Here is a 24,105-nt window from a genome sequence, read left to right on the forward strand (position 1 = left end):
GGCGGTTATTGGGTAAGCTGTCGGTCGTGTCAGCCCGCCTTGAGCTCGTGCTCACCAAGCGCCGCGCAGTCGATCTGTGCCGCGTCGCGGGTTGCTGCTGTTGTTGTTGCTGCTGTTGAGCGCAGCCGCGCGCTTTTGCGCGCCCGCTCAGGCCTTGTGCCCTGAGCCTGCACACAACCAGACCTTCGACAACAACAGGAGTTCGTTCACATGTCATCGACATCAACCCGCCCCAGCGCTGGCGTTCAGCCTGCTCAGGTGGACGTGCGGGGGCCGCGGTTCGCCGCCTGGGTCACCACCGCGGTACTGATCGGCACGCTGCTGGTCGCCGGGGCGAATGAGTTCGCGGCCGCGGCGCTGCTGGGCGCCCAGGCGGTGGTGTTCGCGATCGGCGCGGTCGGCGGGCCCCGGAAGCATCCCTACGGCCGCCTGTTCGCCACCTTCATCGCGCCGCGCCTGGCGCCGGTCACCGAACGCGAGCCGGTGCCGCCACTGAAGTTCGCCCAGTTGGTCGGCTTCGTTTTCGCCGTCGTCGGTGCGGCGGGGTTCGCCTTCGGCATCACCGCGCTCGGCCTGACCGCCACCGCGTTCGCGTTGGTGGCGGCCTTCCTCAACGCGGCCTTCGGCATCTGCCTGGGTTGCCAGATCTACCCGCTGGTCGTCCGGCTACGCCGCACCCCCAGTCCCGCATGACACTCACCCGACATACCAAATAGCAAGCAACCGAAAGGAATTCGTACATGGCACGTTCCGACGTCCTGGTCTCGACCGAATGGGCCGGGAACAATCTCGATACCGCCGGCGTGGTGTTCGTCGAGGTCGACGAGAACACCAGCGCCTACGACGACGAGGGCCACATCCCCGGCGCCGTCAAACTGGACTGGAAAGACGATCTGCAGGACGCCGTCAAGCGTGACTTCGTCGACCAGCAGCAGTTCTCGAAGCTGTTGTCCGACAAGGGCATCGGCAATGACGATACGGTGATCCTGTACGGCGGCAACAACAACTGGTTCGCGGCCTACGCCTACTGGTACTTCAAGCTGTACGGCCACGCCGACGTCAAGCTGCTCGACGGCGGCCGCAAGCGCTGGGAGCTCGACGCCCGCCCGCTGGTGAAAGAGGCGCCCCACCGTGCCTCTACGTCGTACGTCGCCCAGCCCCTGGACAACAACATCCGGGCCTACCGCGACGAGGTCATCGCCGCGATCGGTACGAAGAACCTGGTCGACGTGCGTTCGCCTGACGAGTTCTCCGGCAAGATCCTGGCACCGGCCCACCTCCCGCAGGAGCAGAGCCAGCGGCCCGGGCATATCCCCAGCGCCATCAACGTTCCGTGGAGCAAGGCAGCCAACGAGGACGGCACCTTCAAGTCCGACGAGGACCTGGCCAAGCTGTACGCAGCGGCCGGCCTCGACGGCGAGAAGGAGACCATCGCCTACTGCCGGATCGGTGAGCGTTCGTCGCACACCTGGTTCGTGCTGCAGGAGCTGCTGGGACACCAGAACGTCAAGAACTACGACGGCAGTTGGACGGAATACGGCTCCCTGGTGGGCGCCCCGATCGAGTTGGGAAGTTGATATGTGCTCTGCACCGAAGCAAGGACTGACGTTGCCGGCCGGCGTCGACCTGGAGAAGGAAACCGTCATCACCGGTCGCGTGGTGGACGGCTCCGGTCAGGCAGTCGGCGGCGCCTTCGTGCGCCTGCTGGACGCCAGCGACGAGTTCACCGCTGAGGTCGTGGCCTCGGCGACCGGCGACTTCCGGTTCTTCGCCGCCCCGGGCACCTGGACGCTGCGCGCCCTGTCCCCCGCGGGCAACGGCGACGCCAGCGTGGCCCCGTCCGGTGCCGGCATCCACGAGGTCGACGTCAAGGTCGCCTAGCGACGAAGGAGCTAGGCCATCCGGCTCAGCTTGATCCCTCTTTCGAACGTGAGCTTGTGTGCGAAATTTCGGCAGTTTCTCGCACACAAGCTCACGTTCGGCGTGCATTGGGGCGTCCCGACCCGGGGCGCCGACACCCTCGACTAGGAACTAGAATATTTCCCGTGGTGCTCTTCTTCGAGATAATGCTCGTCGCGGCCGTCGTGGTGATCACGTGGTTCGCGTTGTACGCGCTGTACCGCCTCGTCACCGACGAGTCGTGACCTCCAACCGGGATGTTCCTGCGGACGCCCCGGCCACCGGGCCGGGTTCCGGTGACCGCGCCGTAGCGGCAGCCGTCGAACGGGCCAAGGCCACGGCCGCCCGCAACATTCCGGTCTTCGACGACCTGCCGATGCCTGCCGATACCGCGAATCTGCGCGACGGCGTCGGCCTCAACGATGCGCTGCTCGCGCTGTTGCCGTTGGTGGGCGTCTGGCGCGGGGAAGGCGAAGGGCGCGACACCCACGGCGACTACCGGTTCGGTCAGCAGATCATCGTCTCCCATGACGGTGGCGACTACCTGAACTGGGACTCCCGGTCGTGGCGGTTGAACGAAGCGGGTGAATACGACTCGCCCGGTCTGCGCGAGACCGGGTTCTGGCGATTCGTCACCGATCCCGACGATCCGGCCGGTCGCGACGAGTCACAGGCCATCGAACTGCTGCTGGCCCATTCGGCCGGCTATGTCGAACTTTTCTACGGCAAGCCCCTCACGCAGGCTTCCTGGGAGCTGGTCACCGACGCGCTGGCCCGCAGCAAGTCCGGGCTGCTGGTGGGCGGTGCCAAGCGCCTCTACGGCATCGTCGAAGGCGGCGACCTGGGATACGTGGAAGAACGTGTAGACGCTGACGGCGGTCTGGTACCGCATCTGTCGGCCCGGCTGTCACGGTTTGTCGGCTGATGCGCCGGCCCATCATCGCGGCAGGTCTGCTTGCCGCAGCGGCATTCCTCGGCGCGTGTTCGTCGGAAGGGCCGCAACCGGCCCCGACTTCGCCGCCGCCCGAGCACGGGACATATGCACATTGCCTGTCCGAGCACGGTGTGCCCTTGGCGCCCGGCCCGGTCGCCGGGCCGCCGTCGGGGGTCGACGAGCAGACTTGGCAGCAGGCGATCAAGGCATGTTCGACGCTGGCGCCGGGCCCGACTTAATTCGCGCCGCCCACCGCGCCAACAGGTTTCGGCCGCCCCAGACATGGGGCGACCCCCGAGCCTTGGTACCTGGTTGGACTGACCGAGGGGCTCGGGGGCCGGGTGGCTGCGGGGAATTCGCCAGCGCGCGCAGGCTTTACCCCGGCGCTGCTAGCGGGCAGCCACCTCACATGTCCATAAGTCATTCACTTGACGGACCACCTCCTTCCCTGTGTGCAAACGAAGCTACCCCCGTCCGCCCAGCCCGACAAGCGATTTATACGCAGCTCAGCGATCGCAGACGATCGCCGCGTCCACCAGGCCGGAGATGTCGGCAGCCAGCGGCGCATCGGGCAGTCGCTGACCGTCCAGCGTGTGCACGCGAGCCGCGAGGGTGATACTGGAAATCAGCCAAACCCCTTGCGCGGTAAACAGGTCCGCCGGTTTGAGCGCGCGGAAGTCGCAGTCGTAGCCCTTGTTGCGGGCCACCTCGAACAGTGCTTGCTGGGTGGTGCCGCGCAGGATCGGGTACCAGGGCGGCGGGGTCAGCAGCAGCGGCTGGCCGTCGGGACCTTCGCTCGCGATCACCACGGTGGAGCGCGGACCTTCCAGTACGTAGCCGTCGGAGCTCACGAAGATCACGTCGCCGGCGCCGTGATCTTCGGCGTGCCGCAGCGCGGCCATGTTCACCGCATAGGACAGGGTCTTGGCGCCCGCTGCCAGCCACGGCATCTCGCCGGCACCCAAGGGCAACCCACGGTCCAGGGTGATCGCCGCCAACCCGTCGCGGCGCACGCCGGCCACCCGGTCGGCCAGTGCGCCGATGGTGGCGAATGCGGTCGCCGGGCCGCCGCTCTCACGGCCTCGGCTGTACACCAGACGCAGCACGCCGTCGCCGTCGTTCCCCGCGACCCAGCGCTGCGCCCCCAGCGCAACCGCCGCCCGCCAGGCGTCGAGGTCGGGCTCCGGCAGATCCAGCATCTTGGCGGATTGGGTCAGCCGGGTCAGGTGCGCCTCCAGCAGGCAGGGCCTGCCGTCACGCACCAGCAGCGTCTCGAAGACCCCGTCACCGCGTACCGCGGCTAAATCGTCGGCGTGCAGCAGCGGGGCGTCGGGGTCGTGGATCTGCCCGTCAAGGGTGACCAGCACGGCTGGTGGGCTCGCCATGGGGCCCCAGCGTAGTTTGCGCCCGATGAGCCGCGTGCGCGAAGAGCGACAAGACCGATGAGCCGCGTGCGCGAAGAGCGACAAGACAGATGAGCCGCGTGCGCGAAGAGCGACAAGACAGATGAGCGGCTTGGGCGAAGAGCGACAAACGTACAGTTGGCCTATGACTGCACTACCGTCAGCGGTTCCGGCGCCCGAGGCAGGTCCCGACGCCGGCGCGATCTGGCATTACGGTGACCCGCTCGGTGAGCAGCGCTCTGCAGCGGCCGCCGCGGTCCTGGTCGACCGGTCACACCGGGCGGTGCTGACACTGGCCGGCAAGGACCGTCAGACGTGGCTGCACAGCATCTCCAGCCAGCACGTCAGCGCGTTGCCGGACGGTGCGGTCACCGAGAATCTCAGCCTGGATCTGCAGGGCCGTGTCGAAGATCACTGGATCCAGACCGAGCTCGACGGCACCACCTACGTGGACACCGAGCCGTGGCGGGGCGAGCCGCTGCTGGCGTACCTGCGCAAGATGGTGTTCTGGTCCGATGTCCAGATCGAGCCGGCCGATCTGGCGGTGCTGTCACTGCTGGGGCCGGGCCTGGCCGACGACAAGGTGATCGCGGCTCTGGGCTGTGGCCCGCTGCCGCAGGAGGCTACAGCGGTGGCGCTGCCCGGTGGCGGGTTCCTGCGCCGCCTGCCCGGGTCTGAAGTCGAACTGGACCTGGTGGTGCCCCGCGAGTCCGTCGCCGAATACACCCGGCGGCTCACCGAGGCTGGTGTCCGGCCCGCCGGGGTGTGGGCATATGAGGCCCATCGGGTGGCGGCCCGGCGTCCTCGCCTGGGTGTGGACACCGATGAGCGCACCATCCCGCACGAGGTCGGTTGGATCGGCGGACCCGGTGTCGGAGCAGTGCACCTGGACAAGGGCTGCTACCGCGGCCAGGAGACCGTCGCGCGGGTGCACAACCTGGGCAAACCGCCCAGGATGCTGGTGATCCTGCAACTCGACGGTTCCGCCGACCGGCCGGTCACCGGCGACGTGGTGACCGCGGGCGGACGCAATGTCGGCCGCATCGGTACCGTCGTCGAGCACGCCGACGAGGGCCCGATCGCGTTGGCCCTGCTCAAGCGGGGATTACCGGTCGATACCGAGCTGGTCGCCGGGGCCGAGGCGCAGGCACCGGCCGTGATCGACCCGGATTCCATGCCCGCCGCCGATACCACCGCCGGAGCCGGCCGCGCGGCCGTCGAGCGACTCCGGCACGGTTAGTCCGTAAAACCGCGCATCAGCACGTAAACTCACCCGGTCAACGACGACGTGACGACCGTCTCTTCGCGAATTCCGCGATCCTGGTGACGGTCGTGCAGCCGTGCGGCGACGCAGGGCAGCCGGGCCCTCACCGCTCACCATGAGGCAGGGCCTGAGAGCACTTCGCGGGCGGGCACGGTAAAGTGTTGGCAGGACAATAAAGACACACAGATCGGAGCCGCCTAGTTATTGGGCCGCTCCGTTATTGCGCGAGGGGGTCCCCCATGGGCCGCGGCCGGGCTAAGGCAAAGCAGACCAAGGTTGCACGTGACCTGAAGTACAGCTCGCCGAATACCGACTTCAGTCAGCTCCAACGTGAGCTGTCGGGATCTCCCGATTCCGGTGACGCCAATGACGACGCCGAAGACTGGTCGGGCGAGGATGACTGGCGGCGCTGAGCCGTCGCCACTTTCGTTGTAGAACTTAGATTCAGGTCGCGCTGATAGCGCACGTGGCATATCAGCGCGACCTGTCTAACGCCTAAAACCGCGGATGCTGTCCAACCAGCTGGGCGCGCACACTGTCCTTGCCGCCCTTCTTCACGGTTCCCAGCGTCCAGCAGTCCAGGTGACGTGCGGTCAGGATTGCCAGCGCACGGTCGGTGTCCTCAGGGGCGACGACCGCGACCATTCCGACACCCATGTTGAGCGTCTTCTCCATCTCTGCACGCTCGACGCGTCCGCGCTGGGCGATCATCTGGAACACGGGTGCCGGCGTCCACGTACCGCGATCCAGTTCTGCGGTCAGTCCGTGGGGCACGACACGCTCCAGGTTGCCCGCCAACCCGCCGCCGGTGACGTGGCAGAACGTGCGGACCTGGGTCTCGGCGGCCAGCGCCAGGCAGTCCTTGGCGTAGATGCGGGTCGGCTCCAGCAGTTCCTCGCCGAGCGTGCGGCCGAACTCCTCGACGTGACCGGCCAGGTTCATCCGGTCGATCTCCAGTAGCACCTTGCGGGCCAGCGAGTAGCCGTTGGAATGCAGTCCGCTGGATGCCATGGCGATGATCACGTCGCCGGGTCGGACCCGGTCGGGCCCGAGCACGTTGTCGGCTTCGACGATGCCGACACCGGTCGCGGAGATGTCGTAGTGGTCGGGTTCCATCAGTCCGGGATGTTCGGCCGTCTCGCCGCCCAGCAATGCGCAGCCCGCCTGGATGCAACCTTCGGCGATACCGGACACGATCGCGCTGACCCGCTCCGGAACGGTGCGGCCGACTGCGATGTAGTCCTGCAGGAACAGTGGTTCGGCGCCGCACACCACGAGGTCGTCGACCACCATCGCGACCAGGTCGAGCCCGACGGTGTCGTGCTTGTCCATGGCCTGCGCCACGGCGAGCTTGGTGCCCACGCCGTCGGTCGAGGCGGCCAGCACCGGCTCGCGGTATCCGCCCCGCAGGGCAAACAACCCGGCAAAGCCGCCCAGGCCACCCCTGACCTCCGGACGGGTCGCCTTCGCGGCGAGGGGCTTGAAGAGCTCGACGGCGCGGTCACCGGCTTCGATGTCCACTCCGGCCGAGGCGTAGGAAATGCTGCTGTGTTCGGCGATGCCGTGCTGTTCGGCGCCCTTAGTCATCGCAAGCAAGGTTACCGCCCCGGCATTGCGGGGGTATAGCGCAGGAGGCGTTAAGGACCCCTCAAAGCAGGGGAACTGTCAGGGCCTCAAGGACGCCACGAGGTCGGAGACCTCAAGGGCGCCTGAGCGCCGATGCGTTGTCGTTGTCGGGCTGCAGCGGGACACCGGTGCGCGCCGCGGTGGCCAGCATCTGCTCGACGACGTTCTTGCCCAGCGCGGTCTCGCCGGGCAGCTCGATCGGGTAGTTCCCGTCGAAGCAGGCCGAACACAGCCGGGTCGTGGGCTGTTCGGTGGCCGCGATCATGCCCTGCTGGGAGATGTAGCCCAGGCTGTCGGCTCCGATGGCGTGCCGTACCGCCTCCAGCATCTCGCCCTGGTGCTCGGCGGGTGCGGCGTTGGCGATCAGCTCGGCCGGGGTGGCGAAGTCGATGCCGTAGAAGCACGGCCAGCGCACCGGCGGCGAGGCGATCCGGACGTGGACCTCCAGCGCTCCGGCCTCACGAAGCATGCGGACCAGTGCGCGCTGGGTATTGCCGCGCACGATCGAATCGTCGACGACGATCAGCCGTTTGCCGCGGATCACTTCCCGTAGCGGGTTGAGCTTGAGCCGGATACCCAGCTGCCGGATGGTCTGCGAGGGCTGGATGAACGTGCGGCCCACATAGGCGTTCTTCATCAGGCCCTGGCCGAACGGAATCCCGGATTCCTGCGCGTAACCAACAGCGGCCGGCGTGCCCGACTCGGGGACCCCGATCACCAGGTCGGCGTCGACCGGGTGCTCGCGGGCGAGCCGACGGCCGATGTCGACGCGCGTGGCGTGTACCGAACGGCCCACCAGCGTGCTGTCCGGGCGGGCCAGATAGACGTACTCGAAGACGCAGCCCTTGGGTTCGGGGTTGGCGAACCGGGTCGACCGCACGCCATCGGCGTCGATGGCCAGCAGCTCACCGGGTTCGATGTCGCGGACGAACGAGGCACCGACGATGTCGAGCGCGGCGGTCTCCGAGGCGACGACCCAGCCGCGGTCCAGCCGGCCCAGGGCGAGCGGACGCACCCCGTGCGGATCGCGTGCGGCGTAGAGGGTGTTCTCGTCCATGAAGGTCAGGCAGAAGGCTCCGCGCACCGTGGGCAGCAGCTCCAGGGCGGCCTGTTCCAGGGTCGCGTCGGCGGCACCATGGGCCAGCAGCGCGCCCAGGATGTCGGAGTCCGTCGTAGCGGCGATCGTGCCCGTCGACGATCTGTTGTCGATCAGCCCGGCGGCGCGGGCCCGGGTGGCCAGTTCGGCGGTGTTGACCAGGTTGCCGTTGTGGCCGAGTGCGACGCCGGTTCCGGCGGCGGTATTGCGGAAGACCGGCTGGGCGTTCTCCCACGTGGTGGACCCGGTGGTGGAGTAACGGCAGTGCCCGACGGCGACATGGCCCGGCATCGCGGCCAGGGTCTGCTCGTCGAACACCTGGCTGACCAGACCGAGATCCTTGAACACAAGGATCTGCGACCCGTCGGAAACCGCAATGCCCGCAGCCTCCTGGCCACGGTGCTGCAGCGCGTACAGGCCGTAGTAGCTGAGCTTTGCGACGTCTTCACCCGGGGCCCAGACCCCGAATACGCCGCATTCCTCGCGCGGTTCGTTCTCGTCGAGTTGCTGACCAGTCACGATAGGGCTGCTCCCGGGGCGGCGGTTGGTGACATAACCGAGTCTACGGTCCAGTGGGGCCAAGCAAAGAATCGAATGGCCGTTCTGACACCGGCTTTTACAACAGCGGACGGCACCATCGTCATTCCGCCGCGGCTGCACGATGGTGTGGCCGGCCGCACCCGAATCCGTCGGGATAACCCCATCGACCCACCACATGCCAACGGCAAGGATGGTTTTCGTGACGCGCCAACTCTCGGAGAATCCGACAACCGATCCCCCCGATTCCGACGCGACCGACCCGCGGCAACCGTGGCCGGAGGTGACGAAGATCGCATTCCGGTTCTGTTTTCTGTACTTCGGCCTCTTCTGTCTGTTGTTCGCGCAGATCACCTTTACCTTCCTGGGGGTCATCAGCCACTGGCTGCCGGAGCAGGCGGTGATGTGGCAGATGACGGTGCTGGACCCCGTGCTGCGCTGGGTCGGCAGTCACGTCTTCGGGATCGAGGCGGCGCTGCACCGAGATTCCGGCAGCGGGGATCAAGCCGCGATCTGGGTCATGATGTTCTGCCTGTTGGTCGTCGCCGCTGTCGGCACCGCGGTGTGGTCGTGGGTGGACCGGCGACGGCGGGACTACTCGCGGCTGTGGGCCTGGTTCCTGACATTTCTGAGACTGTGCGTGGCGGGGCAGATGCTCTTCTACGGATTCGCCAAGCTCATCCCGACGCAGATGCCGGCCCCGCCGTTGGCGGCGTTGCTGCGCCCGTACGGCGAGTTCAGCCCGGCCTCGGTGCTGTGGCTGCAGGTGGGCAGTTCCCATCCGTACGAGATGGCACTGGGCGCGGTCGAGGTGGCCGCCGGGCTGCTGCTCTTCCTGCCACGGACCGCGACGCTGGGCGCGCTGCTGGGCGTGGCCAGCATGGCGCAGGTGTTCCTGCTGAACATGACCTTCGATGTGCCGGTCAAGATTCTGTCCGGACATCTGCTGTTGATGGGTCTGGTGCTGCTGGTCCCGCAGTACCGCCGATTGGCCGACTTCCTGGTCCTGCAGCGGCCCACCGAGCCGGCCGGCCAGCCCGAGTTGTTCGCTGATCGGCGGGCCAACATCATCGCGGCCCGGGTGCAGGCCGCGCTGGGCATCTGGATGGTCGCCGGTTGTGTACTGGTCGGCTGGCAGAGCTGGAGCGAGTACGGCGGTGGCCGCGTCAAACCCGAGTTGTACGGAATCTGGACGGTGAGCCGCTTCGATGTCGACGGCAGGACGGCGCCTCCGCTGACCACCGATCAACACCGTTGGCAGCGGGTCGTTTTCGACCTGCCCGAGGTGCTGACCTATCAGCAGATGAACGGCGAATTGGTGGATGCCCCGGTCAAGGTCGACGGGGACCGGCTGACGGTGTCGGGACCCGACGGCTCACCTCTGGCCAACCTGACCGCGTCGCGACCGTCACCGCAGGAATTGCGGCTCACCGGCGAGTTGTCCGGCCGCAACGTCACGATCCGGCTGGACCGGATGGAACTCGACCAATTTACTTTGCGTAACCGGGGCTTCCACTGGGTGCAGGAGTACCCGTACTTCAGATGAATCAGTGAGGTCGGTCTCCCAGCGGCACGAGCGGCAACCACCGCGCCACCTCACCGGCCCGCGATCCCGACATCTGCACCGCGGAACCGGCCGCGTCGAGGTCGAGCAGTCCGGTGGCCAGCAGCAGCCAGGTCCGCGGGTCGGTTTCCACCACGTTCGGCGGATTGCCGCGGGTGTGTCGCGGCCCGGCGATGCACTGCACGGCGACGAAGGGGGGCACCCGCACCTCGACGCTGGCACCCGGAGCCATTGCGGCCAGCGTGCGCGCCGTCAGCCGGACCGCCTCCGCCAGTTCGGTGCGGGCGGGTTCCGGTTGAGTGGGTGCGCGCAGCCAGTCGGCCACGACGGCGACCGCCGCCTTGGTCTTTAGTGGATCGACACTGCCTCGCGCGGCCATGCCATAGAGTCTCGCAAAGTGTTTGCCGATCACCGAAATCCGCCGTACCGCATGGCCGGTGCGGTGTTTCTTGTGATCGTCGGGCTGATCCTGGCGGTGATCGTGGCGCAGTTCCGGGGCGCTTTCGAACCCAAGGCACCGCTGACACTGCTGGCCTCGCGCGCGGGCCTGGTCCTCGATCCGGGTTCGAAGGTGACCTACAACGGTGTTCCGATCGGCCGGGTGGGTGCGGTGAGCGCCGACTCCGATCCGGTCCGGGCTCTGGTGCATCTCGACATCAACCCGAAGTACCTCGACCTGCTGCCGGCCAACGTGCAGACCTCGATCCAGGCGACCACCGTATTCGGCAATAAATACGTGGCCTTCACATCTCCGGAACATCCGAGCCCGCAACGGGTTTCGACATCGACCCCGCTCGACGTCACGGCGGTTACCACCGAGTTCAACACGCTGTTCGAGACGATCACCGCGATCACCGAACAGGTCGACCCGATCAAGCTGAACCAGACCTTGTCCGCCACCGCCCAGGCATTGACCGGGCTGGGCAACGCCTTCGGGCAGTCGCTGGCAGACGGCAACACCATCCTCGACGATGTGAACCCACGCTTGCCTGCGCTGCGCCATGACATCGCCGCCCTGGCCGATCTCGGCGAACGCTATGCGGCGGCCGGACCTGACCTGTTCGACGGTCTCGCCGACGCCGCGAACAGCGCCGCCACCTTCTACGCCCAGCGCGGTCAACTCGACGCCGCGCTGGTCGCGGCGATCGGTTTCGCCGGGACCGGTTCCGACATCCTCGAGCGCGGCGGTCCGTATCTGCAGCGTGGCGCGCAGGATCTGATCCCGACGTCGAAGCTGTTCGACAAATATCAGGGACAGCTCTTCTGCACGATCCGCAACTACCACGACGTCGCGCCCGCTTTCTATGCGACGTTCGGCGGCGACAACGGATATTCCTTCGAAAGCACGGGGACCTTGTCGAGCATCGGTGTGGGGAACATGTACGTCTATCCGGACAATCTGCCGCGCGTCAACGCCAAGGGCGGGCCCGAGGGCAAGCCCGGCTGCTGGAAGCCGATCACCGCCGACCTGTGGCCCGCACCGTATCTGGTGATGGACACCGGGCTGTCGATCGCGCCGTACAACCATGTCGAACTCGGCTCACCGATTTTCAACGATTACGTCTGGGGCCGACAGATCGGTGAGCCCACGATCAACCCGTGACGACTCTACGATCTTGATCCAGGGGATTTCGGGTGAGAGGGGACTTTGTGAACGGTAGTGCCGATGCCTAAACGCGCAGTACCGGCGAGCCCCGGGCCCCCCACAGCCTGGCCCCCTCCGCTTCCGGCCTGGCGCGCGATCGGCCTGTCCCTGGCACCGATCGGCGCCGCGATCTTCAACGGGGTGGCCGGCCTGAGCGCCGCGGCGATCGCGGCGGTGTTGGTGTTCGCATTCGCCCGCCTGCACCGGCACGCGCCGCAGGCGGTGTCGACAGGTGACCTCGTCGCCTCCACCGTCGGACCTGCGGCCGGGCGGTTCACCAGCCTCATCCAACTGGCAGCGTATGTGCTCCTTGGTGTGGGTGCCGCCCTGACACTGGCGTTGCAGCCCTTGACCGGCGCACCGGACCTCGAGACCGCGCTGGCCGGGTGGTGGTGGCCAGGCTGGTCGGTGGCCGTGGTGGTCATCGCCGGCGCTGTGGTGGCCTACCTGCCCACCCGGGCGGTAGGCGCGACGGCGGCCGCACTGGCCGGCGTGGGCCTGCTGATCTTCCTCTACCTTGCGCTCGCGATCGTGGCCCGGGTGGCGACGGGCACACCGCCGATGGAGATGGGGAGCACCCACGTCGATTCGGTCCTGCTGGCCACCGCAGCGGCCATACCGCTCGGCCTCGGCCTGGTCGGTTTCGAGGCGGCGACCGTGGTGAGCGGACGTCTGGAGTCGGTGGCGCGCCCGGTGGGCACCGCAGTAGGGGTCACAGCGCTCGGCGCGGTGGCCCTGCTGGCGGCTGCCAACATCGGCGCGACCGGCGGGTTTCACAGCACTGCGGTGAATCTCTCACTGATCATCTCCGAGTTCTTCGCCGACGCCGGGTTCTACTGGTTCACCACCGGCGCGTTGTGTCTGGGCTCGGCCGCCTTGCTGGCCCTGATGTGGGCGGCCACCCGGGTCGCGGGGCGGCTCTTCGGTTCCGGTCCGGAGGTGGCGCTACTGGTTCCCGCGGCGATGTGCTTGCTGGCCATGGCGTTCTCCCGGTTCCAGGATCACCTCGGGAGGCTGCAGATGGCAATCCCGGCATTGCTCCTTCTGGTGGTCTATGTGCTTGTCGCCGAGGCTAATTCGCGTATCGAGGGTTCCGCTGCGGCACAGCAGACACCGCGGCTGATCCTGGCCGTGGTGGCGGTCTGTGTGGTGTTGATCCCGCTGCGGGTCACCGATTTCTCGATGCCCACGTTGTGGCCCCTGATCGTCACGGCCGCGATCGTCGCGGTGGCAGCGCTGCTGGCGCGGCTTGGTAGGCCAGTGCAGCCAGCGCGCCCGCTTCATTGATCGCCAGGTGCGCCAGCATCGGCGCGGTCAGACTCGCCGAACGCTGCGCCAGCCAGCCGAACACCCACCCGGCAATCCCGGTGACCAGCACGGTCGGAATCACGGGTTGGCCTGCGGCACGGGCGTCGGCGATGTGTGACAACCCGAAAGCAGCGGCCTGCAACGCCTGACCGCCGGCCGGGCCGAATGCGTCGGCGCCGACCTTGCCGAGTGCGCCGCGAAAGGCCGCCTCCTCCGGCCACACGGTCCCGAGCGGGATCCGCACCGCCAGCCAGCTGCCCGGCTGTTCGGGCAGGACCTTTTCGCGCATCCCGGTGCGGACCACCGGCACCGTCGACGTCGCTGCGACACCGGCGCTCACCGCGGTCGCGGCGGCCGCACCCAGGCGCAGACCCGACCACACCGCCGGAGGCCGTAGCCCCGGCCGGGCTCCCGCGCCGAACATGAGCACGCCACCGAGGGCCGCCCGCACCAGCGGCTGCCACCTGGCCGGCAGCCTCGGATCGACCAGGCCGTTCCATGTCACCAGCCCTGCCGCCAGCGCCACGGCACGAATTTGGCTGGCCGCCATCAGTATTCGGGTCCGTCTTCGGCCGCGGCCTTCTCCAGCACCAACCGGATGCGTTCGGTGTCGTCGGGCGTCCAGCCGTCCGGCGGGGCCACCGCAGCCCACCCGTCGAGCACCGATTCGCCGTAGTTGTGCCCGTGCCCGTCGGGGACGCTCGATGCGTTGGTGATGTCGGCGGCCACCTGCCAGAACGTGATGATCGGATACCAGCGCATCGAGGCGGTGCGGTCCCCACCCGGCGGCTCGACCAGCCAATCCGGTTCGGAGAACAGCAGATCGCTCGACCACCAGATGATCGGGTCGGACGGGTGCTGCAGGAACAGCACGCGAGTGCCTTCCCACGGTGGGGCGGTGTCGTCGGCGATCTCGGCGGCGTCGGCGGCCTCGGAGAACCGGACGGTGCGACCATTGTCGTAACGGGGGCGTACCTCCGGGGTGCCCGGATCCCGGCGCGCGATCAGGCCGCGCCACAACGGGCTTGCGTTGGGCGGCCCGACCCACAGCACCGAGGAGAAGTCCATCCGGGAGATGTCGGGCAGCCAGCTGAATGCGCCCTGCCCGGCCATCGAACCCAGGCTCTCCCCGTAGAGCACCAACTTGGGACGGTGCCCGGGAGGCAGCTGCTCCCAACGGGCATGGATCGCGTCGATCATCAACCGGCCGTTGTTCATCGACTTCTCTTGGTCGCCCATGAACGAGATCCAGCTCGGGAGATAGGAATACTGCATGCCGACCATCGCGGTGTCGCCGTTGTACATCAGCTCCAGTGCGCGGGCGGCCACCGGGTTGACCCAGCCGGTACCGGTGGTCGGCACGATGACCAACAGCCTGCGATCGAAGGCGTGCGTACGCTCAAGTTCGCTGAGCAACACCGCGATCCGCTGATCATCGGAGTTTCCGGTGTGCAGACCGGCGTATACCCGGATAGGTTCCTTGGCCGGGGAACCGTTGACCGTCTCGAGCTCGGCGGCACGCGGGCCGGATGCGACGAAGTTGCGGCCCTGAAAGCCGAGGGAGTCCCAGGCCGCGAATGAGTCTGGGCTGCCTGACCTCTGAGGTTCGGCGGGTTGGCTGATGCCGTCGCCGGTGGTGGTGTCCTGCGGCTGGAACACGCGGCTGGCACCGGCCAGGAACCCGCGGTAGAGCACCCCGTTGACCAAGGTGACGACCAGCACCACCACGATGGCAGTGCCGATGAACTGGGCCATCTCCCGGTGCAGGCGCCACCGCCGGATGAACACACTGGCCAGTAGCCGCACGGCATCGCGCAGCACCCGCGCGGTGCCGATCAGTGCGGCCGCCACCGCGACGGCGATGATCAGGGTGCGCAGGTAGCCGAGGGTGGCCGGCCCCTCGATGCCCATCAGCGCCGAGACCTGCCGTTGCCAGGCAGCCGCGGGGATCAGCATCAGGATGGACGCCACGATCGCCCCGGTGACGACGACCGCCTTGAGTCCGAGTAACACCCGCTTGCCCGGGGGCCACCACGCCCTCCGCCGTAAAACGAAGCGGTACAGCACTTTTCCCAGCAGCACCCCGATGCCGTAGCCGATCCCGGCGTTGATACCGCCGATCAGCCCGGCGAACAACCAGTCGCGCGGCAGCAGGGACGGGGTCAGTGAGAGGCAGAAGAACAGGGCTCCGACGGCAATACCGGTGAAGTCCAGTCGCACCAGGCGCCAGGCCCAGCGCAGCAGAGGATGACGTTCGTCGAGGTTTTCCCTCGTCACCCGAACAGCCCGGGCAGCACGCCCTCCGACGTGCTCCGCAACTCCGCTAGCGAAATACTGAACTGTCCCTGGACCTCGATGGCGGGTTCTCCCCCGTCTGGACCCTGGTCCACCACGCCGACGCGCGTGACCGGTAGATCCCGGGCCTCACACATCGCCCGGAACCGGCTCTCCTCGGTGCGCGGCACGGCGACCAGCACCCGGCCCGCCGACTCGGAGAACAGGAAGACAAACGGGTCGATGCCGTCGGTCAGGTCCTCCGGAAGGATGACACGGCAACCGGTTTCACCAGCCAGCGCAGCCTCGACGACGGCCTGGATGAGCCCGCCCTCGGACAGGTCGTGGGCCGCCGAGATCAGCCCGTCGCGCGAGGCGGCGGTCAGTACCTCGGCGAGCAGTTTCTCGCGGGCGAGGTCCACCTTCGGCGGAACCCCGCCCAGGTGATCACCGGTGACCTGCGCCCAGACCGAGCCGTCGAACTCGTCGTGGGTGTCGCCGAGCAGCAGCAGTGTCTCGCCCGGTTCGGTACCGAAAGACGTAGGGACACGTCGGCGCACATCCTCCAACACCCCGAGCACGCCCACCACCGGGGTCGGCAGAATCGCGGTGGAGCCGGTCTGGTTGTAGAAGCTGACGTTGCCGCCGGTAACCGGAATACCAAGGGCGGCACAGCCATCGGCCAATCCGCGGACGGCCTGGCTGAACTGCCACATCACCCCGGGATCCTCGGGCGAGCCGAAGTTGAGGCAGTTGGTCACCGCGACCGGGGTGGCCCCGGTGACCGCGACGTTGCGGTAGGCCTCGGCCAGTGCCAGCTGCGCGCCGGTGTACGGATCGAGCTGGGTGTAGCGGCCCGAGGCATCGGTGGAGACCGCGATGCCGCGGCCCGTGGTCTCGTCGATGCGCAGGACGCCGCCGTCGGCATGCTCGGCCAGCACGGTGTTGCCGCGCACGTATCGGTCGTACTGCTCGGTGATGAACGCCCGGCTGCACAGGTGCGGGCTGCCGATCAGCGCCAGCAGGGTGGCCTTGAGCTCGTCACCGGTCTTGGGCCGTGGCAGCTTGGCCGAGGTGTCGGCGACCAAGGCGTCCTGGGTGTCCGGACGCGCGACCGGGCGCTGGTAGACGGGGCCCTCGTGGGCCACGGTGCGCGGCGGCACGTCCACCACGGTGTCGCCGTGCCAGGTGATCTGCAGCCGGTCCCCGTCGGTGACCTCACCGATCACGGTGGCCAGCACCTCCCACTTGCGGCACACGGCCAGGAACGCGTCGACGTTCTCCGGCGTCACCACGGCGCACATGCGTTCCTGCGATTCGCTGGAGAGCACCTCGGCCGGGTTCATGTCCTTGGCCCGCAGCGGCACCTGATCCAGTTCGATGTGCATGCCACCGTCGCCAGCGGAAGCGAGTTCTGAAGTGGCACAGGACAATCCGGCACCGCCGAGGTCCTGGATACCGACAACCAGGCCGGCCGAGTACAGCTCGAGGCAACACTCGATGAGCACCTTCTCGGTGAACGGATCGCCCACCTGAACGCTCGGTAGCTTCTTGCGGCCCGCGCCGCTCTCGTCGCCGGAGAAGGTGTCCGACGCCAGCACCGAGACACCGCCGATGCCGTCGAGGCCCGTGCGCGCGCCGAACAGGATGATCTTGTTACCGGTGCCCGACGCGAACGCCAGGTGCAGGTCTTCCTTGCGCAGCGCACCGACGCACAGCGCGTTGACCAACGGGTTGCCCGCGTAGGAGGGGTCGAAGATCGTCTCGCCGCCGATGTTGGGCAGGCCCAGCGAGTTGCCGTAGCCGCCGACACCGCGCACCACGCCGTCGAGCACGCGGCGGGTGTCCGGCGCGTCGGCCGCGCCGAAGCGCAGCTGATCCATGACCGCCACCGGCCGGGCACCCATCGCCATGATGTCGCGGACGATGCCGCCGACGCCCGTGGCCGCACCCTGGTAGGGCTCCACGTAGGACGGGTGGTTGTGCGACTCGACCTTGAAGGTGACCGCCCAGCCGTCGCCGATGTCGACGACGCCGGCATTCTCGCCGATGCCGGCCAGCATGCCGGCGCGCATCTCCTCGGTCGTGGTCTCACCGAAGTAGCGGAGGTGCACCTTGGAGGACTTGTAGGAGCAGTGTTCGCTCCACATCACCGAGTACATGGCCAGCTCGGCGTCAGTCGGGCGGCGACCCAGGATCTCGCGAATCCGCTCGTACTCGTCGTCCTTGAGGCCGAGTTCGCGGTACGGCTGGGGCTGATCAGGGGTGGCGGCTGCCCGCTGCACCGTGTCGATATCGTGGGTGAGCTCAGACGTCACGGGTCCAGCTTAATGGCTGCTCGCACATGGTCGCGGGCAACCGCGGGTGCACCGCGCTGACGAGCGGCATACTCGGCGGATGCGGAAGCTCGGGCCGAAGGTGTGGCTGGCCATTTTCGGCGTCGTGTTTGCGCTCGGCATCACTTGTTGCCAGTTCAGAGGCTCGTGGTCGGCCGGCCTGATCGACAAGGTGTTGAGGAACCAGCCCGGCGTCACGTTCGTCACACATACGGTCTCGAGCAACAGCGGGTTCGGGGTGCGCACCGCGAGCTTCGACGTCTACGTCGGTGCCGATGCCACCGCTGACCAACTGTCGGCGCTCGGCCGCACCTTCGCCGACCAGATCCACGGATCGATGGTGTACGGCGAGCTGGGCGCCGGCCTCAATGTGAGACGGTCCGCCCCGTCCTTCCCCGCCCAGTCGGGCGCCACGATGTATCTCAGCTTCGACCCTTCCAAGACCACCCCGGAACCGCCGTGGCAGGACTGGCTCAAGCTGGCGCAGGGCGACTACGCGTACGAGATCGTCGGGTTGGCATCCCCCGACGGCGCCTGGAGACCGGCGAACACCAGCCTGAAGGTGATCCTGCGCAGTTACGACCACGTGAGTGATCCGCTCAGCGCGTCGGGGTTCGCGGCCTCGGTCCGGAAGCTGATCGCAGACTTTCCGAACTCGACCGCGGACTGGCACATCGTCGATGTGGACGGCAACAGCGGACCGAGCATCCGTTCACACCACGGCCTGCCCACCCCGGAACAGCTGACGCTATGGGAGGCACTCGACCGGATCGCGCCCACCAAAGGGGGATTCGACCTGGAACCGCCCCGCTTCTCGATCGACGCTGTACCCACCGGTCCCGGTGAGGATCGGCTTCTGATCGACCAGCTGCAGCTCATCAAGAATTGGGGGCTACCGATGGTCTACGAAGTCGCCGATGCGCACATCACCGTACGTCCCGGTGGTTGTTCGAAGGATGCCCAGGAGCCGCAGCCGCGCATTGCTGCGGACGAGGCCCTGCAGACCAGGCTGCGCGCCCAGTTCGAGAGCTGCCCGCCATGACGCGGGCGGCGGGAGCTACCGGCGGTTATCCGCCCGCGATGCAGAACGCGTTGCCGGCCGGGTCGGTGAGCACGACCCAGCGGAACTCTTCGCCGAAGTTGTGCCTGCCCGTCTCGGTGGCGCCGAGACCCACGAGCCGGGCTACCTCGGCCTCCATGTCCGCAGCGTGGAAGTCGACATGTACGCGGTTCTTGCCCGGAGTCGGGTCGGGTACCCGCTGAAAGCCCAGATTCGGACCACCATCGCGTTGCACAAGCACGAATTCCCCTGGTGCATAGGCATTCACAGAGCCGCTGACCGCCCGTGCCCACCAATCGGCGAGCGTGTCCGGATTCGCGCAGTCGAACGTGATCATTTCCATCGAGAGCGTCATGGCGCCGACCATAGACCGAGGCGGCGACACCACGTCAGTTCGGCGAAAGAAATGCCTGCAATGCGGCCGAGTAGGCGGCGACGTCGGCCGCGCCCATGAACTCGCGCGCCGAGTGCATGGCCAGCTGCGCCGCACCCACGTCGACGGTCGGGATTCCGGTGCGCGCCGAGGTCATCGGCCCGATGGTCGACCCGCACGGCAGGTCGGCGCGATGCTCATAACGCTGCAGTGGCACCCCGGCCTGATCGCAGGCCAGCGCGAACGCCGCCGCGGTGCGTCCGTCGGTGGCATAGCGCAGGTTGGGCTGGACTTTGAGCACGGGCCCGGCGTTGACCTCGATCAGGTGTCCGGGCTCGTGACGGTCCGGGTAGTTCGGGTGCGTCGCGTGCGCCATGTCCCCGGAGGCCACCATGGAGCCGGCCGCCCGGCGCAGGAAATCCTCCCGGGAGCCTCCTGCGGCGAGCACGATGCGCTCCAGCACCGTCGGCAGCAGCTCCGACTGGGCGCCGTGATCCGACGTCGAGCCGACCTCCTCGTGGTCGAACAGCGCCAGCACCGGCACGTGGGTGCCCGAGCCGGCGGCCAGGAAGCCCTGCAGCCCGGCGTAACAGGTCGCCTGGTTGTCCAACCGGGGTGCGCTGACGAACTCCGCGTCGGCTCCGGTGATCGCCGACGGCGTCAGGTCGTGGGTCATCAGATCAAAACCGAGCACGTCGCGCTCCTGGACCCCGGCCCGTTCGGCGACGAATCCGACGAAGGACCGCGGCCGCTCCCCCAGCCCCCACACCGCGTTGACGTGCCGTTGCGGGTCCGGGCTGACACCTTTGCGGTCCTCAGACAGATGGATGGCCAGTTGGGGCACGCGCAGGATCGGATCGTCGATCCGGATCAGCCGATGTTCGATGCGGTTGCCGTCGCGGACCGAGAGCCGGCCGCTGATCCCGAGGTCCCGGTCCAGCCAGGAGTTGAGCCAGGCCCCGCCGTACGGTTGCAGTGCCACCACCTGCCAGCCTGCGATGGCACGGTCCGGGTGCTGTTTGACCCGGAGGTTGGGGCTGTCGGTGTGACCGCCGACAACCCGGAACGGCGCAGCGGCATCGGCGCCCTCGGTGTTCCAGGCCACCAGCGAACCCGCTCGCACCGTGAAGAACTTTCCTCGCGAGCCCGGCCAGCTGTCGGTCTCGGCGAGCTCGGTGAATCCCGCGTCACGCAAGTGTTGCGCGGCGGTGGCGCACACGTGGAACGGAGACGGCGACGCGTCGATGAACTCGCACAAGCTCTGTGGGCTGGCTGGCATATCTCTATCTTGACCGGGATTTCGGCGCGGTCCACGTTAGGGTCCAATATGTGCCTGCTCCACAGCCCCAGCCGGTTCTGGCCCCGCTGACGCCGGCCGCCGTGTTCATGGTCGCGACGATCGTCGAGGGCGGTGAGGCGACGGTCCACGACGCCCTGGCCGATATCTCTGGTCTGGTGCGTGCCATCGGCTTCCGTGATCCCACCAAGCACCTTTCGGCGATCGTGTCGATCGGGTCCGATGCCTGGGACCGGTTGTTCACCGGTCCGCGTCCCGCCGAACTGCACCCATTCGTTCCGTTGGACGGCCCACGGCACCGGGCTCCGGCGACCCCGGGGGACCTGCTGTTCCACCTGCGCGCGGAGTCCATGGATGTGTGTTTCGAGCTCGCCACCAAATTCGCCGACGCACTGGCCGGCGCCGTGACGATCGTCGACGAGGTGCACGGCTTCAAGTTCTTCGACAACCGCGATCTGCTCGGCTTCGTCGACGGCACCGAGAACCCGAACGGTTCGGTGGCCGCCGGCGCCAGCCAGATCGGCGAGGAGGACCCGGATTTCGCGGGTGGCTGCTATGTGCACGTGCAGAAGTACACCCATGACATGAGTTCCTGGAATTCGCTGTCCACCGAGGAGCAGGAGCGGGTGATCGGCCGCACCAAACTCGACGACATCGAGCTCGACGACGCGGTCAAGCCGGTCAATTCGCACGTTGCGCTCAACGTGATCGAAGACGACGCAGGCAACGAGCTCAAGATCATCCGGCACAACATGCCGTTCGGTGAGATCGGCAAGGGCGAATTCGGTACGTATTACATCGGTTATTCGCGCACACCGGCGGTCACCGAGCGGATGTTGACCAACATGTTCATCGGCGATCCGCCCGGGAACACCGACCGGATCCTTGATTTCTCCACCGCCGTCACCGGTGGGTTGTTCTTCACACCCACGATCGACTTTCTGGATGATCCACCACCGTTGCCGTCGTTGGACGAAGGGGCGACAGCGCAGGAAGCTTCACCAACTGAGGGCCACCACGACGGCTCGCTCGGCATCGGCAGTCTGAAAGGAATCCCGCAATGAACAACCTGTACCGCGAGCTCGCACCGATCACCGAGTCGGCATGGGCCGAGATCGAACTCGAGGCCAGCCGAACCTTCAAGCGGCACATCGCCGGCCGGCGCGTGGTCGATGTCAGCGAGCCCGGCGGCCCGGTCACCGCGGCGGTCAGCACGGGGCATCTGCTCGACGTGAAGTCGCCCGGCGACGGCGTGGTCGCCCACCTGCGCGGCGCGCGGCCGCTGGTGCGCCTGCGGGTTCCGTTCACGGTGTCGCGCACCGCGATTGACGACGTCGAGCGCGGCGCACAGGACTCCGACTGGGATCCGGTCAAGGATGCCGCCAAGAAGCTGGCGTTCGTCGAGGACCGGGCGATCTTCGAGGGATACCCGGCGGCCTCGATCGAAGGCATCCGCAGCTCCAGCTCCAACCCGGCGCTGGCCCTGCCCGACGATGCCCGCGAGATTCCCGACGTGATCGCCCAGGCGCTCTCGGAGCTGAGACTGGCCGGTGTCGACGGGCCGTACTCGGTGCTGCTCTCGGCCGAGATCTACACCAAGGTCAGCGAGACCACCGCGCACGGTTACCCGATCCGCGAGCACCTGAGCCGCTTGGTCGACGGTGAGATCATCTGGGCTCCCGCGATCGACGGTGCGTTCGTACTGTCCACCCGCGGTGGGGATTTCGACCTGCAGCTGGGCACCGACGTGTCTATCGGCTACCTGTCCCACGACGCCGAGAGCGTGCAGCTCTACCTGCAGGAGACGCTGACGTTCCTGGCCTACACCGCCGAGGCCTCGGTCGCACTCACTGCCTGATCCGCTGCGCTGCGGGCGTGCGTGTTCGCGCACGCCCGTGGCGTTTGAGGGGACCTAGACCGAGAGAACCGCGTCCAGCGCGGAGTAGAACAACCCGAGCCCGTCATCGGACGGACCGGTCAACGCCTCGGTGGCGTGTTCGGGATGCGGCATCAGACCGACGACGCGGCGGTTGGCCGAGCACACGCCGGCGATGCCGCGCATCGAGCCGTTGAGGTTCTCGCGGTAACGGAAGACCACGCGGTCCTCACCCTCGAGCTCGTCGAGCACGGCTTCGGAGGCGACATAGCGACCCTCCCCCGATTTCAGCGGGATAAGCAGGTCGGCGCCGGCGTCGTACCGGGTCGTCCACGCCGTGGTGTTGGAGGCCACTTCCAGCCACGTGTCACGGCAGATGAAATGCAGGCCGGCGTTGCGGGTCAGCGCACCGGGCAACAAGCCGGCCTCGCACAACACCTGAAAGCCGTTGCAGATACCGAGCACCGGCATGCCGCGACCGGCAGCTTCGACGACCGAGCCCATGACCGGTGCGAACTTCGCGATCGCCCCGCAGCGTAGGTAGTCGCCGTAGGAGAAACCGCCGGGGACGACGACTGCGTCCACGCCCTTGAGGTCGGCGTCGGCGTGCCACAGGCTGACCGCCTCGGCCCCGGCCAGACGTACCGCGCGGGACGCGTCGACGTCGTCGAGCGTCCCGGGGAAGGTGATCACCCCGACACGGGTGCTCACGACCCCTCCCGGCTCACCGAAAAGTCCTCGATAACCGTGTTGGCCAGCAGAGATTCGGCGATCTCGGCCAGAGTTTCGTCAGCTACGGAGTCGTCGACTTCGAGCTCGAAACGCTTGCCCTGACGGACGTCCGAGATACCACCATGTCCAAGCCGACCAAGTGCCCCGACGATTGCCTGCCCCTGAGGGTCGAGGATCTCCGCCTTGGGCATGACGTGCACAACCACCTTTGCCACGGCGCACACTCTACCGGCATGACCCTATGTAGGCCGTGCACAGTGGGTCCGCAAGCGCATCGAGCACCTGGTGATCGGATGGTGCCGACCATGGAACCTGTGTCGGGGTGCTCGACCACATGGCCAGCTCCACCACGGTGCTGTTGTCCGGATCGGCGAGCAGATACTGGTGCAGCACCCTGGTGTTGCCGAAGTTGATCGCCGCCGCCAGCCTCCCGGGCCGGTCGGTGGTGATCGACGTCCCGACGCCCGGACAGGCGCGCAGCGCACCGGCCGCCCCCTGCACCACCGCGAGCGCCGTCTGACCGCCCTGCCATGTCTCGCCGCGCCAATGGATGACCTGCACGCGTAGCTGCCAGTGGCCTCCGGGTTGCCCGACCTCGGACCGTGCCGCGACGGCGTAGCCGCGCGGGTCCCCGGGCACGAGCGGCGACCCGCATTCCTCCTCGAAACGGAAGCGGGGTGACACGGCGGTCACGGCCAAGCCGGCCAGCCCGGGCCAGCGGTATTCGCGCACCAACGGGAGTTGCGACGACCGCACCCACGCCGAATCGGGTATGCGGTCACACAGCGGCGGACAGTCGGGGCTGGGCTCCGACCAAGCGGAAGGGGGCGCTGCGGCCAGCCCGCAGAGCACGATCGACATCGCCACGATCACCCGCCATA

General features: G+C 67.6%; 26 protein-coding genes. 14 read left to right on the top strand and 12 right to left on the bottom strand.

Annotated features, from left to right (window positions below):
* Positions 1-26 precede the first annotated feature (26 nt).
* From ACZY08_RS23940 to ACZY08_RS23965, 6 genes are all read left to right on the top strand, one after another.
* Entirely contained in the window at positions 27-119 is a 93-nt protein-coding gene (locus tag ACZY08_RS23940) for an Ms5788A family Cys-rich leader peptide (RefSeq protein WP_454792181.1), read from the top strand.
* Positions 120-210: 91 nt separating this feature from the next.
* On the top strand, positions 211-693 hold the full coding sequence (locus tag ACZY08_RS23945) for a DUF4395 domain-containing protein (RefSeq protein WP_463747051.1): 483 nt from the start codon (positions 211-213) through the stop codon (positions 691-693).
* A gap of 47 nt (positions 694-740) precedes the next feature.
* Complete coding sequence (locus tag ACZY08_RS23950; protein ID WP_463747050.1) at positions 741-1,577, top strand: sulfurtransferase; 837 nt, start codon at positions 741-743, stop codon at positions 1,575-1,577.
* Position 1,578: 1 nt separating this feature from the next.
* A complete protein-coding gene (locus ACZY08_RS23955; protein WP_463747049.1) occupies positions 1,579-1,881 on the top strand; it encodes a DUF1416 domain-containing protein in 303 nt (100 codons plus the stop codon).
* A gap of 259 nt (positions 1,882-2,140) precedes the next feature.
* A complete protein-coding gene (locus ACZY08_RS23960) occupies positions 2,141-2,824 on the top strand; it encodes a heme-binding beta-barrel domain-containing protein (protein WP_463747048.1) in 684 nt (227 codons plus the stop codon).
* Positions 2,824-3,072, top strand: coding sequence for a hypothetical protein (locus ACZY08_RS23965; protein ID WP_463747047.1), 249 nt, complete (start codon positions 2,824-2,826; stop codon positions 3,070-3,072). The genes ACZY08_RS23960 and ACZY08_RS23965 overlap by 1 nt, the downstream gene beginning before the upstream one ends.
* A gap of 267 nt (positions 3,073-3,339) precedes the next feature.
* Here ACZY08_RS23965 and ACZY08_RS23970 read toward each other — a convergent pair whose 3' ends face one another.
* On the bottom strand, positions 3,340-4,218 hold the full coding sequence (locus ACZY08_RS23970; RefSeq protein ID WP_463747046.1) for an aminodeoxychorismate lyase: 879 nt from the start codon (positions 4,216-4,218) through the stop codon (positions 3,340-3,342).
* Between the two features lie 163 nt (positions 4,219-4,381).
* On the opposite strand from ACZY08_RS23970, the gene ygfZ reads away from it, so the two are divergent.
* The gene (gene ygfZ / locus ACZY08_RS23975) at positions 4,382-5,476 is read left to right on the top strand and encodes a CAF17-like 4Fe-4S cluster assembly/insertion protein YgfZ (protein WP_463747045.1); all 1,095 of its coding nucleotides are present in this window, start codon (positions 4,382-4,384) and stop codon (positions 5,474-5,476) included.
* Between the two features lie 263 nt (positions 5,477-5,739).
* On the top strand, positions 5,740-5,913 hold the full coding sequence (locus ACZY08_RS23980; RefSeq protein WP_082449106.1) for a DUF3073 domain-containing protein: 174 nt from the start codon (positions 5,740-5,742) through the stop codon (positions 5,911-5,913).
* Positions 5,914-5,995: 82 nt separating this feature from the next.
* Here the strand turns inward: ACZY08_RS23980 and purM are convergent, their stop codons facing one another.
* Together purM and purF are read right to left on the bottom strand one after the other, a co-directional pair.
* Positions 5,996-7,087, bottom strand: coding sequence for a phosphoribosylformylglycinamidine cyclo-ligase (gene purM, locus ACZY08_RS23985; protein ID WP_463747044.1), 1,092 nt, complete (start codon positions 7,085-7,087; stop codon positions 5,996-5,998).
* A 112-nt stretch (positions 7,088-7,199) separates the two neighbouring features.
* Entirely contained in the window at positions 7,200-8,741 is a 1,542-nt protein-coding gene (gene purF / locus ACZY08_RS23990; RefSeq protein WP_463747043.1) for an amidophosphoribosyltransferase, read from the bottom strand.
* A gap of 211 nt (positions 8,742-8,952) precedes the next feature.
* On the opposite strand from purF, the gene ACZY08_RS23995 reads away from it, so the two are divergent.
* Positions 8,953-10,305, top strand: coding sequence for a DoxX family protein (locus ACZY08_RS23995; RefSeq protein ID WP_463747235.1), 1,353 nt, complete (start codon positions 8,953-8,955; stop codon positions 10,303-10,305).
* A gap of 1 nt (position 10,306) precedes the next feature.
* Here ACZY08_RS23995 and ACZY08_RS24000 read toward each other — a convergent pair whose 3' ends face one another.
* Positions 10,307-10,702: a sterol carrier family protein gene (locus tag ACZY08_RS24000; RefSeq protein WP_463747042.1), complete on the bottom strand. Its 396-nt coding sequence runs from the start codon at positions 10,700-10,702 to the stop codon at positions 10,307-10,309.
* A gap of 51 nt (positions 10,703-10,753) precedes the next feature.
* Between ACZY08_RS24000 and ACZY08_RS24005 the strand changes: the two genes are divergently transcribed.
* Both ACZY08_RS24005 and ACZY08_RS24010 read left to right on the top strand, forming a co-directional pair.
* Positions 10,754-11,926: an MCE family protein gene (locus tag ACZY08_RS24005; protein WP_463747234.1), complete on the top strand. Its 1,173-nt coding sequence runs from the start codon at positions 10,754-10,756 to the stop codon at positions 11,924-11,926.
* 63 nt (positions 11,927-11,989) lie between these two features.
* On the top strand, positions 11,990-13,255 hold the full coding sequence (locus ACZY08_RS24010; protein ID WP_463747041.1) for a hypothetical protein: 1,266 nt from the start codon (positions 11,990-11,992) through the stop codon (positions 13,253-13,255).
* Here ACZY08_RS24010 and ACZY08_RS24015 read toward each other — a convergent pair.
* The 3 genes from ACZY08_RS24015 to purL are packed head-to-tail and all read right to left on the bottom strand — an operon-like array spanning position 13,176 to position 17,844.
* The gene (locus tag ACZY08_RS24015) at positions 13,176-13,826 is read right to left on the bottom strand and encodes an Rv0804 family intramembrane glutamic endopeptidase (protein ID WP_463747040.1); all 651 of its coding nucleotides are present in this window, start codon (positions 13,824-13,826) and stop codon (positions 13,176-13,178) included. The genes ACZY08_RS24010 and ACZY08_RS24015 overlap by 80 nt on opposite strands.
* Positions 13,826-15,553, bottom strand: a complete 1,728-nt coding sequence (locus tag ACZY08_RS24020) for an alpha/beta hydrolase (protein WP_463747039.1) — start codon at positions 15,551-15,553, stop codon at positions 13,826-13,828. Before ACZY08_RS24020 ends, ACZY08_RS24015 begins: the two co-directional genes overlap by 1 nt.
* On the bottom strand, positions 15,550-17,844 hold the full coding sequence (gene purL, locus ACZY08_RS24025; RefSeq protein ID WP_463747233.1) for a phosphoribosylformylglycinamidine synthase subunit PurL: 2,295 nt from the start codon (positions 17,842-17,844) through the stop codon (positions 15,550-15,552). Before purL ends, ACZY08_RS24020 begins: the two co-directional genes overlap by 4 nt.
* A 103-nt stretch (positions 17,845-17,947) precedes the next feature.
* Between purL and ACZY08_RS24030 the strand changes: the two genes are divergently transcribed.
* The gene (locus ACZY08_RS24030; RefSeq protein WP_463747038.1) at positions 17,948-18,928 is read left to right on the top strand and encodes a hypothetical protein; all 981 of its coding nucleotides are present in this window, start codon (positions 17,948-17,950) and stop codon (positions 18,926-18,928) included.
* A gap of 25 nt (positions 18,929-18,953) precedes the next feature.
* Here the strand turns inward: ACZY08_RS24030 and ACZY08_RS24035 are convergent, their stop codons facing one another.
* Positions 18,954-19,301 (bottom strand): VOC family protein, encoded by a 348-nt coding sequence (locus ACZY08_RS24035; RefSeq protein ID WP_463747037.1) that lies wholly within the window; start codon positions 19,299-19,301, stop codon positions 18,954-18,956.
* A gap of 34 nt (positions 19,302-19,335) precedes the next feature.
* On the bottom strand, positions 19,336-20,598 hold the full coding sequence (locus ACZY08_RS24040; RefSeq protein WP_463747036.1) for a M18 family aminopeptidase: 1,263 nt from the start codon (positions 20,596-20,598) through the stop codon (positions 19,336-19,338).
* 50 nt (positions 20,599-20,648) lie between these two features.
* Here ACZY08_RS24040 and ACZY08_RS24045 point away from each other — a divergent pair, with 50 nt between their 5' ends.
* Complete coding sequence (locus ACZY08_RS24045; RefSeq protein ID WP_463747035.1) at positions 20,649-21,680, top strand: Dyp-type peroxidase; 1,032 nt, start codon at positions 20,649-20,651, stop codon at positions 21,678-21,680.
* Positions 21,677-22,474 carry a family 1 encapsulin nanocompartment shell protein gene (locus tag ACZY08_RS24050; RefSeq protein ID WP_463747034.1) on the top strand — a complete coding sequence of 266 codons (798 nt, stop codon included), beginning with the start codon at positions 21,677-21,679 and terminating at the stop codon, positions 22,472-22,474. The genes ACZY08_RS24045 and ACZY08_RS24050 overlap by 4 nt, the downstream gene beginning before the upstream one ends.
* A 54-nt stretch (positions 22,475-22,528) precedes the next feature.
* Here the strand turns inward: ACZY08_RS24050 and purQ are convergent, their stop codons facing one another.
* Genes purQ through ACZY08_RS24065 form a run of 3 tightly spaced genes read right to left on the bottom strand, consistent with a single transcriptional unit; the run spans position 22,529 to position 24,085 of the window.
* Positions 22,529-23,203, bottom strand: coding sequence for a phosphoribosylformylglycinamidine synthase subunit PurQ (gene purQ, locus ACZY08_RS24055; RefSeq protein ID WP_463747033.1), 675 nt, complete (start codon positions 23,201-23,203; stop codon positions 22,529-22,531).
* A complete protein-coding gene (purS, locus tag ACZY08_RS24060) occupies positions 23,200-23,439 on the bottom strand; it encodes a phosphoribosylformylglycinamidine synthase subunit PurS (protein WP_454792204.1) in 240 nt (79 codons plus the stop codon). The genes purQ and purS overlap by 4 nt, the downstream gene beginning before the upstream one ends.
* 10 nt (positions 23,440-23,449) lie before the next feature.
* Complete coding sequence (locus tag ACZY08_RS24065; RefSeq protein WP_463747232.1) at positions 23,450-24,085, bottom strand: ATPase; 636 nt, start codon at positions 24,083-24,085, stop codon at positions 23,450-23,452.
* Between the last annotated feature and the right edge of the window lie 20 nt (positions 24,086-24,105).

The sequence above is a fragment of the Mycobacterium sp. IDUB_9 genome, from assembly GCF_055419505.1.

Bases quoted from the DNA above. Each gene is read 5' to 3' on its own strand.
- purM (WP_463747044.1), bottom strand. From the start codon at position 7,087: ATGACTAAGGGCGCCGAACAGCACGGCATCGCCGAACACAGCAGCATT.
- ACZY08_RS24015 (WP_463747040.1), bottom strand. From the start codon at position 13,826: ATGGCGGCCAGCCAAATTCGTGCCGTGGCGCTGGCGGCAGGGCTGGTG.
- ACZY08_RS23995 (WP_463747235.1), top strand. From the start codon at position 8,953: ATGGTTTTCGTGACGCGCCAACTCTCGGAGAATCCGACAACCGATCCC.
- ACZY08_RS23945 (WP_463747051.1), top strand. From the start codon at position 211: ATGTCATCGACATCAACCCGCCCCAGCGCTGGCGTTCAGCCTGCTCAG.
- ACZY08_RS23970 (WP_463747046.1), bottom strand. From the start codon at position 4,218: ATGGCGAGCCCACCAGCCGTGCTGGTCACCCTTGACGGGCAGATCCAC.
- ACZY08_RS23955 (WP_463747049.1), top strand. From the start codon at position 1,579: ATGTGCTCTGCACCGAAGCAAGGACTGACGTTGCCGGCCGGCGTCGAC.
- ACZY08_RS24030 (WP_463747038.1), top strand. From the start codon at position 17,948: ATGCGGAAGCTCGGGCCGAAGGTGTGGCTGGCCATTTTCGGCGTCGTG.
- ACZY08_RS24065 (WP_463747232.1), bottom strand. From the start codon at position 24,085: ATGTCGATCGTGCTCTGCGGGCTGGCCGCAGCGCCCCCTTCCGCTTGG.
- ACZY08_RS23965 (WP_463747047.1), top strand. From the start codon at position 2,824: ATGCGCCGGCCCATCATCGCGGCAGGTCTGCTTGCCGCAGCGGCATTC.
- ACZY08_RS24000 (WP_463747042.1), bottom strand. From the start codon at position 10,702: ATGGCCGCGCGAGGCAGTGTCGATCCACTAAAGACCAAGGCGGCGGTC.
- ygfZ (WP_463747045.1), top strand. From the start codon at position 4,382: ATGACTGCACTACCGTCAGCGGTTCCGGCGCCCGAGGCAGGTCCCGAC.
- ACZY08_RS24005 (WP_463747234.1), top strand. From the start codon at position 10,754: ATGGCCGGTGCGGTGTTTCTTGTGATCGTCGGGCTGATCCTGGCGGTG.
- ACZY08_RS24035 (WP_463747037.1), bottom strand. From the start codon at position 19,301: ATGACGCTCTCGATGGAAATGATCACGTTCGACTGCGCGAATCCGGAC.
- ACZY08_RS23950 (WP_463747050.1), top strand. From the start codon at position 741: ATGGCACGTTCCGACGTCCTGGTCTCGACCGAATGGGCCGGGAACAAT.
- ACZY08_RS24010 (WP_463747041.1), top strand. From the start codon at position 11,990: ATGCCTAAACGCGCAGTACCGGCGAGCCCCGGGCCCCCCACAGCCTGG.
- ACZY08_RS23980 (WP_082449106.1), top strand. From the start codon at position 5,740: ATGGGCCGCGGCCGGGCTAAGGCAAAGCAGACCAAGGTTGCACGTGAC.
- ACZY08_RS24050 (WP_463747034.1), top strand. From the start codon at position 21,677: ATGAACAACCTGTACCGCGAGCTCGCACCGATCACCGAGTCGGCATGG.
- ACZY08_RS24040 (WP_463747036.1), bottom strand. From the start codon at position 20,598: ATGCCAGCCAGCCCACAGAGCTTGTGCGAGTTCATCGACGCGTCGCCG.